General features: G+C 68.1%; 10 protein-coding genes and 1 pseudogene. 3 read left to right on the forward strand and 8 right to left on the reverse strand.

Annotated elements, in window-relative coordinates; genetic code table 11:
• Positions 1-38: 38 nt before the first annotated feature.
• Genes IB278_RS15415 through IB278_RS15430 form a run of 4 tightly spaced genes read right to left on the reverse strand, consistent with a single transcriptional unit; the run spans position 39 to position 2,774 of the window.
• Positions 39-593, reverse strand: a complete 555-nt coding sequence (locus tag IB278_RS15415) for a hypothetical protein (RefSeq protein ID WP_145747330.1) — start codon at positions 591-593, stop codon at positions 39-41.
• 2 nt (positions 594-595) lie between these two features.
• Complete coding sequence (locus IB278_RS15420; RefSeq protein ID WP_192323902.1) at positions 596-1,768, reverse strand: PilW family protein; 1,173 nt, start codon at positions 1,766-1,768, stop codon at positions 596-598.
• Complete coding sequence (locus IB278_RS15425) at positions 1,765-2,364, reverse strand: prepilin-type N-terminal cleavage/methylation domain-containing protein (protein ID WP_192323904.1); 600 nt, start codon at positions 2,362-2,364, stop codon at positions 1,765-1,767. The genes IB278_RS15420 and IB278_RS15425 overlap by 4 nt, the downstream gene beginning before the upstream one ends.
• Entirely contained in the window at positions 2,358-2,774 is a 417-nt protein-coding gene (locus IB278_RS15430; RefSeq protein WP_192323906.1) for a type IV pilin protein, read from the reverse strand. Before IB278_RS15430 ends, IB278_RS15425 begins: the two co-directional genes overlap by 7 nt.
• Before the next feature lie 291 nt (positions 2,775-3,065).
• On the opposite strand from IB278_RS15430, the gene IB278_RS15435 reads away from it, so the two are divergent.
• The 3 genes from IB278_RS15435 (at position 3,066) to IB278_RS15445 (ending at position 7,933) form a co-directional block, all read left to right on the forward strand.
• Complete coding sequence (locus IB278_RS15435; RefSeq protein WP_192323908.1) at positions 3,066-3,326, forward strand: hypothetical protein; 261 nt, start codon at positions 3,066-3,068, stop codon at positions 3,324-3,326.
• Between the two features lie 26 nt (positions 3,327-3,352).
• A complete protein-coding gene (locus IB278_RS15440; protein WP_145747325.1) occupies positions 3,353-3,586 on the forward strand; it encodes a hypothetical protein in 234 nt (77 codons plus the stop codon).
• 261 nt (positions 3,587-3,847) lie between these two features.
• A complete protein-coding gene (locus IB278_RS15445) occupies positions 3,848-7,933 on the forward strand; it encodes an autotransporter outer membrane beta-barrel domain-containing protein (protein WP_192323910.1) in 4,086 nt (1,361 codons plus the stop codon).
• A gap of 28 nt (positions 7,934-7,961) precedes the next feature.
• Here the strand turns inward: IB278_RS15445 and IB278_RS15450 are convergent, their stop codons facing one another.
• The 4 genes and pseudogenes from IB278_RS15450 to IB278_RS15465 all read right to left on the reverse strand — a co-directional run.
• A complete protein-coding gene (locus IB278_RS15450; RefSeq protein WP_145747403.1) occupies positions 7,962-9,695 on the reverse strand; it encodes a bifunctional protein-serine/threonine kinase/phosphatase in 1,734 nt (577 codons plus the stop codon).
• A gap of 25 nt (positions 9,696-9,720) precedes the next feature.
• On the reverse strand, positions 9,721-10,533 hold the full coding sequence (locus IB278_RS15455) for a formate/nitrite transporter family protein (RefSeq protein WP_025569372.1): 813 nt from the start codon (positions 10,531-10,533) through the stop codon (positions 9,721-9,723).
• Between the two features lie 63 nt (positions 10,534-10,596).
• Positions 10,597-11,421 carry a uroporphyrinogen-III C-methyltransferase gene (gene cobA, locus IB278_RS15460; RefSeq protein WP_370878933.1) on the reverse strand — a complete coding sequence of 275 codons (825 nt, stop codon included), beginning with the start codon at positions 11,419-11,421 and terminating at the stop codon, positions 10,597-10,599.
• A 14-nt stretch (positions 11,422-11,435) separates the two neighbouring features.
• Positions 11,436-11,682, reverse strand: a pseudogene (locus tag IB278_RS15465) (nitrite reductase (NAD(P)H) small subunit); the annotation flags it as partial.

The following is an 11,682-nucleotide window of genomic DNA, read 5'->3' on the forward strand; positions in this document are numbered from 1 at the left end:
TCCGTTCATCGTCGTGATCATTCGGGGGAGGCGCTTTGCTAGGAGCACAGCGCCAGGAACTGTTCCTTGCTCAGCAACGCGCGCACGCCCTGGCGGACCGAAGTGACCGTGCCGCTGGCGGCATCCGTCACGCTGGTGCTGATGTCCCACACCGAGTTGTATTGGTCGGGTACGGCGTTGAGCCCCGAGCCGGTAGTGGATGCCCCGCCGCCGATGCCGCCAGGCCCGACGGCGCCACCGCCGCCGGTGCCGGTCGACTTGGTGGCGCGCACGCAGGTGGGTGGTGCAATCTGCACCCGATAGTCGATCGTGCCGTCGTTGTTGATGTCCACCAGGCTCACGGTGCCCTGGGGCGCCGTAAGCGAAGGCGAGCCATCGACGCCCGGCAGCAGCAGCGAGGCGGCCACTTCCTCGATCGCCCGGTTCGAAGCGGCCACGGCCTCGTTGCGGTTCTGCATGTTGCCCACCGACTTGAGGTTGGTGTTGCTGAGCGTGAACCCCGCCGTCACAGCCAGCGTGATCAGAAGCAGCATGATCAGCCCGACGATCAGTGCCGCACCGGCCTGCCGGCGCACGGAATGTGTCGATGGCATCTTCACGGCGTTTCCCTGCGGCCTGTCACATTGGTCATGCGGATCGCGGTGGTGAACGCATGCCGCTTGTAATGGTCGTTGAAGGGGCCGAGCGTTCCGCTTCCCAGGTTGTAGGTGCGCGTGTCGGTGTGGCCCGGCGAAATCTCCAGGCTGCGGGCGACCACGTAGAGCTTGACTGCCGCCACGTTGATCAGCTGGTCGGCCGTGCAGGGCGAGGCCGTGCTGCAGTGCACGAAGTCGCCGTCGGGGCTTCCGTCGCCGCGATTGGTGGGCGTGGACCTGTTGGCCGAGTCGGCCCAGTTGATGGCCTGGGCGTAGTTCACCAGCGCGCCGGTCTTGCTCGCGGTGTCCAGGCCCAGCTCCACGCGGAAGCCTTCGATGCCCTCGATCAGCGGCACCGGCGGCTGCTGCGCCAGTCCCGTGGCTCCAAGGTCGAAGCGCGAGCGCGCCAGTGTGGGAATGCCGTCGCCCACGGTCTCGGCGTAGGTGCGCACGTAGTAGATGTCGGAGATGAACTTCCGCTTGGGCGCCGGCGCGGTGCAGTTCTTGGCCAGCATGGTGGCGAAGCCGGCCGTGCTGAGGTCGAAGTCAGAAGGCTTCTGCGTGCCGCAGAACGACGACTGGAAGTACAGCTTGCCGAGCGTGTCGGCTTCGCAGTTCGGTGCGCCCGGCAGGCAGGTCTCGGCATGGCGCACCACCAGCACGTCGGTGCCGGCCTTCTGGTTCGCGAGCAGCGTCGCGCAAGAGGCTGGCACCGCGTCATAGGCCTGCACGGGCATGTCGAGCAGGCTGCGCTTGTAGTCGTCGGTCCAGTTGGCCGCCGTGTAGGCCAGGCACGGATCGGGCGCCGTGCCCGTGGGCACTTTCTGGGGCGCCGTGGTGACCGTGAGGTCGTCGAACTCGGGCATGTAGTTTTCCCAGAAGCCGGCGTGCGAGATCTCGTTCTCCAGCACGAAGATGCTGAGGCGGCCGCTCTCCATCTGGCGATTGACCCTGACCATTTCGCGCTGCGTGTTGTTCACGTTGAGGAACAGCGCAAGCAGCGCAGCCACGACGATCAGCATGATGGTGATCGCCACCATCAGCTCGATCAGCGTCAGCCCCCGCTGGCGCAGCGAGACGCGCGCAAGCCGGGCAGGGCGCTGAACCGCGGTCGCCAAGCGGACCCGGCTCATGAGAGATTCCCGATGCGCACCAGCGTCGTCACGGTCCTGCGGCACCTGTCGCTGGAACAGGCCGGTGCCGGTTCGCTGGCCGAGGCCGGGGCGGCCGCGTCGTACATGTCCTTGCCGCAGGGCACGCCCTCGGGCGGCGCGGCAGTAGGCACCAGGCCTTGCCAGGCGACCGTGATCAGGTACTCGTTGTTGCCCAGGTCCTGCACGCAGCCGCGGCCGCCGATCATCGCGCCGAGCTTGGTGCCGCTTGACGTTTCGGCCGCGCCCTGCAAGCTGTTACACCACTCCTTCACGTCGACTTGCAAGCGCGTGGCGGTGGCTGTCGGGCAAGTGGCTCCCGCGCCCAGCGGCGCGGTCGTGACGTAGCTGGAGGCCATGCGACGGTTGGTCTCGATGCGGCTGGCCATGTCGTTGAGCAGGATCAGCGCCTGCGAGCGCTGGTAGGACTCCATCTCCGACGACTGGAGCCGCGCCTGCAGGCCCACGAGCCCGAAAAGCCCGAACGAGACGATCAGCAGCGTGACCAGCACCTCGAGCAGCGTGGCACCGCGCTGGGCGCGTGCGTGGGATGCGGCGGGTGAGCGGCGCTTCACCATTTGCCCGCCGGCGTCTTGACGCCCTGGTTGTCGAGGGTGAGGTCGCCGTCTCCCCTCTGGCTTCCCGTGGACGTAGGACTGAAGGTCAGGAGAAAGCTGGGCACCGCTGTGCTGGCGTCCTGCAGCGTGATGGTGTAGCCGTAGTTGGCCGCAACCTCCGCGGGCAGCGTGTAGCCGCTGGCCGTCAGGGCGTCCTTGGTGGCGTACACGCGGTTGGCCAGCAGGAACTGCTGCTGGCGATTGGCGATGTCCATCATCTGCGCCTGCGCCGCAGAGCGCTTGGATCGGACGATGTATTGCTGATAGCTGGGATACGCGATGGACGCCAGGATGGCAATGATCGCCACCGTGATCATCAATTCGATCAATGTGAAGCCATTGCGTTTGCGCGGGAACGAGTGCTTTTTCATTCAGCTGGCCATCAATGTTTCACGATGTTATTTATGTGAATTTATCACATACAAATGTGAATAGTGGGCATTCGATGCTGATCCATTCGAGCGCCGCCGACAAGGTGTTGCGCCTTTAACGAAACACTTCAGCAACATTCAACAACGCAACGGCTGCGCCGGGGCGAGGAAGCTTCCGACTAAGGGACGCTGGCCTCGTCCTACGTGCGGGACCGGGGTACCTCCCAGAATGGGTTCGTTCCAACTGGTGTTCCCCAGGCGCCCAAGGCGAACAGAGAGGAGTCGATCGATATGAACAGAACACCCGGAAGCCTCGGTTCAGGCGACGGATCGCGGCCCACCACGGATGGCGGCGTGGACAACCTTGGCGCGGGCGAAAAGTTCGCGGGCAGTTCCTCGGCCGCCGGCGAGCCCGACTCGGCACCGGCGCCAGCCGAAGGCATGGCGCGCAAGCGCAAGGACGCGGAGGCCTCGCGCCACGACGATTCCGCAGCCTTCGGGCTGCGGGAAGACCTCCGGCCCAAGACCAACCAGGAGCCGTCCAAGCCCTGAGCGCTTGGATGGCTGAGGAGCCCAAGATGACTTCTTCGGAAAAAGCCTTTCCCTTTCCCACCTCCAAGAACCACGGCAAACCGCCGGTCGAGCCCGCCAAGCCGACTGAACAGGCGCCGAGCGAGGAGGCCCTGGACAGCGGAGTCGAGGAATCCTTTCCCGCGAGCGACCCGGTGTCCGTCACCGTGACCAAGGTCAAGCTCCCGAAGGCCCCGCAGGACAAGGCCCAGGAAGGCCGCGACCCCGACGCCAAGCGATAGGTCTCGGCGTCCCCTTTTCCTCCGTCGCGCCGCCGGCTCCACGATGCCGGTGGCGCACGCCTGCTTGTCGCCCCCCAGTTGAAAGAAGACACGCACTCTGGCATAAAGCCTGGAGTTGTGAAGAAGTGTCTTCATATGTCAACTATTGTTTCAATAGCCTCGGCATTTTCCCGTCGAGGGGCTCTCCGAGGGCTTGGCATTGACGCGATCTTCGCCACAGGTTCCGCATAGCGAATACCAATCAACACGAGGATCGAGGGCATGAACAAAATTCATTGCAGCGTCTGGAACGCTGCGCTGGGCACCTGGGTGGCCGTTTCGGAGCTTTCACGCCGGCGCGGGCGGAGTGCTTCTTCGACGGTCGCGGCGGCGACCTGCCTGCTGGCGCTGGCCAACCTTCCGGGAAGCGCCTGGGCGCAGGCCGCCGGCGGCGGCGCGGCCATGGTGGGAGGAGGCACCGGCGGCCGCGGCGGCGTGGGGAATGGCGGCGGGGCGGGGGGCGGCAATATCGGCATGTACCCCACCAGCAATGGACAGGCCCCGACGGCAGGAACCGGCGGTGCCGGTGGCAACGGAGCGGCCGGGGCTGGCGGTACGGGGGGCGCGGTGGGCGCAACCAGCGTCACCGGCTCGGTCAGCGGAGCGTCGGGAACCGACGGCGTGGCCGACCCCGATCCGGTCTACGGGGCCGGTGGCGGCGGAGGAGGTGGGGCCGCTGTGTATACCAGCGACACCGCGATCACGGCAACGTCCGGCACCATTCTCCTGGGTGGCAATGGCGGCAACGGGGGCGCCGGGCGCCTGTCGGGCGGCGGCGGCGGCGGCGGCGCGGGCCTGCAGTCGGTGGCGGCCAATGCCACGGTCAGCAACGCGGGACAGATGACGGGCGGCCAAGGGGGCGCGGGCAGTCCGGGCCAATGGGCTGGCGGCGGCGGCGGTGGCGGCGATGGCATGGTGCTGCAGGGCGGGGGCGCCACGGTCACGAACAGCGGCACCGCCACCGGCGGGCGGGGCGGCGATGGCGGCACCTCCTTTGCCGGCTTGCACGGGGGCGGCGGCGAAGGCGGTGCCGGCCTGGCGCTGGAGTCCAGTGGCAACTCGGTGCTCAATACCGGCGCGCTGGTGGGAGGTGCGGGCGGTGCCGGCGGAAGCAGCGCGGTCAATGGCATCGGCGGCGCGGGCCTGCGCATCCGCGGCAACACGAACACCATCGTCAACACCGGCACCTTGACCGGGGGCCTCGCCGGCGACGGCACCACGCGCGGCGACGCGGTGCGCATCACCGGCAACGACAACTCGCTCGAACTGCAGAACGGATCGGTGATCACCGGAACGCTCACGGCGAACGGCACCGGCAATCTGCTGCGGCTGTCCGGCGCGCTGGGCGGTGGCACCACGTCGCTCGCCGCTGCCACCTACCGCGGCTTCGACCGCTACGAGAAGACAGGCACCAGCACCTGGACCTTGACCGGCACCACCACCGAGCTGACGCCCTGGAACGTGCTCGGCGGCACGCTCGCGATTGCCGACGACGGCGCCCTCGGCAACTCGGCCGGCACGCTCACGCTGGACGGCGGCACCTTGCGCGCCACCGGAACGACCACCGGTACGCGCAACGTCACGCTGGGAGCGGGCGGTGCGGCTTTCGAGGTCGATTCTGCGCAGGCGCTGAGGCTCAACGGTGTGCTTTCCGGTAGCGGCAGCCTGCAAAAGACCGGGGCCGGCACGCTGGTGCTCGGCGGCGTCAACAGCTACAGCGGCGGCACGCTGGTGAGCACGGGCCTCCTGCAGGCGGCGACAACCGGCGCGCTCGGCAGCGGGGCGGTCACGGTCAATGGCGCGCTGGAGTTCCTGGACGGGGTCGATGCCCAGGCACTGACCATCACGAACCAGAACGGTTTCACGACCTTCCGAGGCGCGAGCACGGCGGGGCAATCGCTCATTACCAACAACAACGCCAGCGGCACGGATTTCTACGGCACGAGCAGCGGCGGCACATCCACGATCATCAACAACCAGAGCGGGTTCACATACTTTCGCGAAACGACCAGCTCGGCCGACGCACACATCGTGAACAACGGCGGCGGCGCGGCCACCTTCTTCATCCAGAACGGCTCGGCGGGCAACGCCGTCATCGACAACAACGGCGGGCAGGCACGCTTCTACGACAGCAGCACGGCCGGATCCGCCACCATCACGAACCGCTCCGGCGGCGTCACCTATTTCATCGGCAGCAGCAGCGCAGACAGCGCCACCCTGGTGAACGACGGCAATGGCCGCGTCGATGCGTCCTACCACACGGGTGCGCTGAGCATCGGGGCGTTGTCGGGCCAGGGACGGCTGCTGCTGGGCGCGAATGCAGTCTCGCTCGGTGCAGGCGGACGCGATTCGCAGTTTGCCGGTACGGTCGAGGACGGCGGCGAGAACGGCGGCACCGGCGGCTCGCTGGTGAAGGTCGGCACCGGCACGCTGACGCTGTCCGGCGCCAACACTTACACCGGCGGCACCGCGCTGAAGCAGGGCCGCCTCGACCTGGGCCACAGCCAGGCGCTGGGCACCGGCACGCTGGCGATGGACGACGGCACCACGCTCGGCTTCAGCGCCGACGGACTGACCATCGCCAACGCCATCGAGCTGACCGGGAGCAACGACCCCGTCATCGACACCGGCGCGTTCAGCGAAACGCTCAGCGGCGCCATCACGGGCGGCGGCTTCATCACCAAGCAGGGCAGCGGCACGCTCACGCTGACCGGCGCCAACACCTACACCGGCGCCACCAACGTGGCCCAGGGCACCTTGCGCGCCGGTGCGGCCAACACCTTCAGCGCGAGTTCCGCGCACAGCGTGGCGGCCGGCGCCACGCTGGACCTCGCGGGCTTCAGCCAGACCGTGGCCTCGCTCGCCAACAGCGGCACTGTCTCGCTCATCGGCACCACGCCGGGCACCACCTTGACCGTCAACGGACCTTACGCCGGCAACAACGGCGTGCTGCGCCTGGGCACCGCGCTGGGCGCCGATGGCAGCGCGAGCGACCGGCTGGTACTCGATGGGTCCACCGCCATCGCCAGCGGCAGCACCACGGTGCAGATCGTCAACTTGAGCGGACTGGGGGCGCTCACCAGCGGCAACGGCATCGAGGTGATCAGCGCACGCAACGGCGCCACCACCACCGCACAGACCACGAAGAGCGCCTTCTCGCTCGCGGGCAGCCATGTGGATGCGGGCGCCTACGAGTACCGCCTGCATGCCGCCGATGCGAACGGGGCAGGGGAGAACTGGTACCTGCGCTCGACCACGAACGTGGTCCCGCCAGTCGATCCCGTGACTCCCGTGACTCCCGTGACGCCTCCGGCCACGCCACCCGTGGTCGTTCCCACCTACCGCGCCGAGGCCTCGCTCTATGCCGCGCTGCCGAGCCAGCTGCGCCAGGGCAGCCTCGCGATGCTGGGCGACCTGCGCAAGCGCGTGGGCGACGACGACGTGAAAGGCACGGCCGCCATGCCGGCCGGCGGATCCGGCCGCCGCGCCTGGGCCCGCGTGCTCTCCACCGACCTCGACATCCAGCAGGGCGGCACCGTCTCGCCCACCAGCAAGGGACGCCTGACCGGCGTGCAGGCCGGCACCGACCTGCTGGCCACGCCCAACTGGCGCGCCGGCCTCTACGTGGGCCAGCTCGACGGCGATGCCAAGGTGAGCGGCTTTGCCAGCGGCCTGCAGAACCTGCGCGTGGGCCGCAACGACCTGCGCAGCCAGTACGTGGGCATCTACGGCACCTACAGCGGCGACAGCGGCTTCTATGCCGATGCCGTGGTGCAGTCGGGGCGCCACCGCTACACGGTGCAGCCGAACCTCGGCGGCGGCGTGGAGGGCAAGGGCCACAGCCTGCTGGGGTCCGTCGAAGTGGGCCAGGCCTTCGCGCTCGGGGCGAGCGGCTGGAGCGTGGAGCCGCAGCTGCAATTGATCCACCAGCACCTGGACCTGAACAACTCGGCGATCGTCGGCGCGGTGGTCGAGCCCGAGGCGGACAGCGGCTGGATCGCGCGCGCGGGCCTGCGCGTGAAGGGCGAGTTCGGCACCGGCCTGGGCACGCTGCAGCCGTACGGCCGCTTCAACGTCTACAGGAACTCGAGCGGTGCGGACGTGGCGCGCTTCGTGAACGGCGCCACGCGCACCGACATCGTGGCGCCCACGGGCGGCACCAGCACCGAGCTGGCCGGCGGCTTCACGCTGGCGCTGGGCAGCGCCACCAGCCTGTACGGCGAAGTGGGCAAGCTGTGGTCCTCGGGCGGCGATGCGAAGGTGAAGAGCTCGGTCAACGCGTCGCTGGGCGTGCGGATGAAGTGGTGAGCGGCCCGAGGGGGCGGCTGTCGCTCCCTCAGCTGCGCAGGCTGATCACGCCGAGCAGCACCACCACCGCCATGCCCAGCAGCAGGGTGGCGCATTTCCAGAAGACCACCGGGTTCTTGTCGAGCAGCGGCGTGCCGCGCCGGTTCAGGAAATCGGGGGGCGGCTGGCGCAGGTCCTCGACGAATTCCGACAGCGCTTCATGGCGCTTGAGCGGATTGGGGTGCAGGGCCTTTCGCAGCACTTCGTCGATCCATGCCGGGATGGCTCGCTGCGCATCGAGCGCCGAGCGGTATTGCAGGTTGCGCTGGTCCGCGCGCGTGCGGATGCGCGCCACCTGCGCGCCGTAGGGCAAGCGGCCGGTCAGCATCTGGTAGACGATCACGGCCAGCGAGAACAGGTCGGACCGAGGCGAGCCGCCATCGCCGACGAAGTATTCGGGCGCCGTGTACTGCACCGTGCCCAGCACCTGGGCCGGATCGGCCAGCGTGCTGTCGCCCAGGCCCGCCACCCAGGCCGAGCCGAAGTCGATGATCCGCACCGTGCCCGTGCGGTCGATCATGATGTTCTCGGGCCGCAGGTCCTGGTGCAGCATCTCCATGCGATGGAAGGCCTGCAGCCCCCGGGCCAGCTGCTCCACGATGCCACGCACCGACTCCAGGCTCGGCCGCGGGTTGTCGATCATCCATTGCGCGAGTGTCTGCCCGTCGACGAACTCCATCGCCACGTAGAGGTAGTTGCGCTTGCGCTCGGGGACATGCGGCTTGAGCACGTGCGCGCTGTCGATGCGGCGGGCCACCCATTCCTCGAGCAGGAAGCGGTCGAGGTGCGCCTCGTCGTTCTGCAGGTCGACCGATGGCGTCTTGAGCACGACGCTGCGGCCTGTGTCGTCATCCACCGCCAGGTAGATGTGGCTGCGGCTGCTGCGGTGCAGGTCGCGCAAGATGGTGTAGCCGTCGAACTGCATGCGCGCTTCGAGTATCGGCGGCAGGCGCAGTGCCGCGCGCTGCGCCTGCAGTTCGTTGATGTCGCCGTCGGGCAGGGCGTCGACGCGCACGATCTGCACCGTCAGGTTGTCGGGGCTGCCGCGCCGGTACGCTTCCTCGGCGATGCGTCTTGCCGCGGCGTCCAGGTCGCCGGGGTGCGCCTCCAGCGCGGCCCTGATGACCGCCGCATCCACGTGCTCATGGACGCCGTCGGAGGTCAGCAGGAAGACGTCGCCTTTCTCGATGGCGAGCGCCTGGTAGTCGATCTCCACATGCGGGCCCACGCCCAGCGCCCGGCTCAGGTAGCTGTGCCCGCCGGCCACCGAGACGCGGTGGTCTTCGGTCAGCTGCTCGAGCGCCTCCGCATGCCAGCGGCAGACGCGCGTGTCGCCCACGTGGAAGACGTGCGCCGTGGTCGACTTGATGACCAGCGCGCTGAAGGTGCAGACGTAGCCGCGGTCCTTGTCGAAGCGGCCGCTGCTGTTCTGGGTCTGCGCGTGCAGCCAGGCGTTGGCCGCCGTGAGTACGCGTTGCGCCGAGCGGCTCACGCTCCAGGCATCGGAGGTGCAGTAGTAATCCGTCAGGAAGCTCCTGACCGCCGACTCGCTGGCCACATGGCTCACGTCGCTGCTGCTGATGCCGTCGGCAATCGCAACGGCCACACCCTTGGCGCTGCGGCCCGGCGCCTCCGGCAGGGCGGCGCCGTGGAAGTCCTGGTTGGCTTCCTTGCGTCCCTTGTCGGAGTGCTGGCCGATGGAGACTGCGAGGCCGGGGCGCATCGTCACGCGGCGGCGGCGCGCAGATTCAGCGCACGACGCGCTTGGGCGCCGTGCGCACGTGCGTGGCGTACAGCGTCAGGCCGGTGAACGACAGGCCGCCGACGAGGTTGCCCAGCACGGTCGGGATCTCGTTCCAGATGATGTAGTCCATGATCGAAAAATTGCCGCCCATGAGCAGCGCCGACGGAAAGAGGAACATGTTGACGACCGAGTGCTCGAACACCATGAAGAAGAACACCATGATCGGCATCCACATGGCCAGCACCTTGCCGCTCACCGAAGTGGAGATCATCGCACCCACCACGCCGGTGGACACCATCCAGTTGCACAGCATGCCGCGCACGAAGAGTGTCAGCATGCCCGCAGCGCCATGGGCGGAGTAGCCGAGCGTGCGCGCCTCGCCGATCGTGGCAATCACCTGGCCGACCTTGTCGGGCGGGCTCGTGAAGCCGAAGGTGAAGACGATGGCCATCAGCACGGCCACGGTGAAGGCGCCGAGGAAATTGCCGACGAACACCAGGCCCCAGTTGCGCAGCACGCCGCCGATGGTCACGCCCGGCCGCTTGTCGATCAGCGCGAGCGGCGTCAGCACGAACACGCCGGTCAGGAGGTCGAAGCCGAGCAGGTAGAGGATGCAGAAGCCGACGGGAAACAGGATCGCGCCGATGATCGAATAGCCGGTCTGCACGTTGATGGTGACGGCAAACACCGCCGCCAGCGCGAGGATCGCGCCTGCCATGAAGGCGCGGATGAGCGTGTCGCGCGTGGACATGAAGATCTTGGATTCACCAGCGTCCACCATCTTGGTGACGAATTCGGAAGGCTGCAGATAGGCCATGGCTTTTTTCTTTGGGATTGAAGAGTGGGAGGCTGAACGAAAAAAAGGGAAGGGGGCTGCGCCTCAGGCGGCCTTCTCCAGCGCGGGCTGCGCCGCGCGAGTTGCGGCCGCGAGTCCTTGCAGCACATCGCCGACCACGATGATCGAAGGGCTGCCAAGGCCGTTGTCGGCAATCGTGCGCTGCAGCGTCGCCAGCGTGCCGACGGCGTGCCGCTGCAAAGGCAGGCTGGCGTTCTGCACCACCACGATCGGCGTGGCCGGCGGCAGTCCGCTCAGCAGTTCGTCCTGGATCGAGCCTGCGCTCGATACGCCCATGTAGATGACCAGCGTGAGGCGCGCCGAATGGGCCGTGGCGGCCAGCGTGCGCCAGTCGGGCCCCGGTGATCCGGGCTTGGCGTGGCCGGTGATGAACACCACGCCCTGCGCATGCGCACGGTGCGTGAGCGGCACGCCGAGCGAAGTGAGCCCGGCCAGTCCGGCCGTGATGCCGTTCATCACTTCCACATGGATGCCGGCCTGCGCGAGGTGCTCGACCTCTTCACCGCCGCGTCCGAAGATGAAAGGGTCGCCGCCCTTGAGCCGGACCACCTGCTCGCCTTCGCGAACCGCCATGATCATCAGCCGCTCGATGAAACTTTGCGGCGTGCTCTTGCAGCCGCCGCGCTTGCCGACCTGGATCACGCGCGCGCCGGGCGCCGCCATGGCGACGATGTCGTCGCTGACCAGGTCGTCGACGAGCAGCACGGTGGCCGACTGGATGGCCCTGAGCGCCTTCAGCGTGAGCAGTTCGGGATCGCCGGGGCCGGCACCGACGAGGGTGCAGCGGCCGAGCGCCATGGGCGCCCGGACATGCGTCGCAGGCGTCGAGGAAGTCAGAGTGAGGCTCATGGTGGCTCGGCGGTTCAGGCGGCCGTGTCTTCGGACAGGCGGGCGCGGTTCGCGGGCCCTGCAACGGGGCGCTCCAGTTCGACGGCATGCGTCGCGAGTTCTTTCGAGTCCAGATGCACCACGCCTTCGGCCACCTTCACCGCAAACCGCGGCGTGCACCCTTCGTCGGGCGATTGGGCACACCCGTCCTGCAGCCCGATGGCCCAGTTGTGCAGCGGGCAGGCCACGCTGGTGCCGAACACGATGCCCTGGCTCAAGGGG

Origin of the sequence: Variovorax sp. VRV01 (assembly GCF_014852545.1) — a bacterium.
In the GTDB taxonomy this organism is placed as follows: domain Bacteria; phylum Pseudomonadota; class Gammaproteobacteria; order Burkholderiales; family Burkholderiaceae_C; genus Variovorax; species Variovorax beijingensis_A.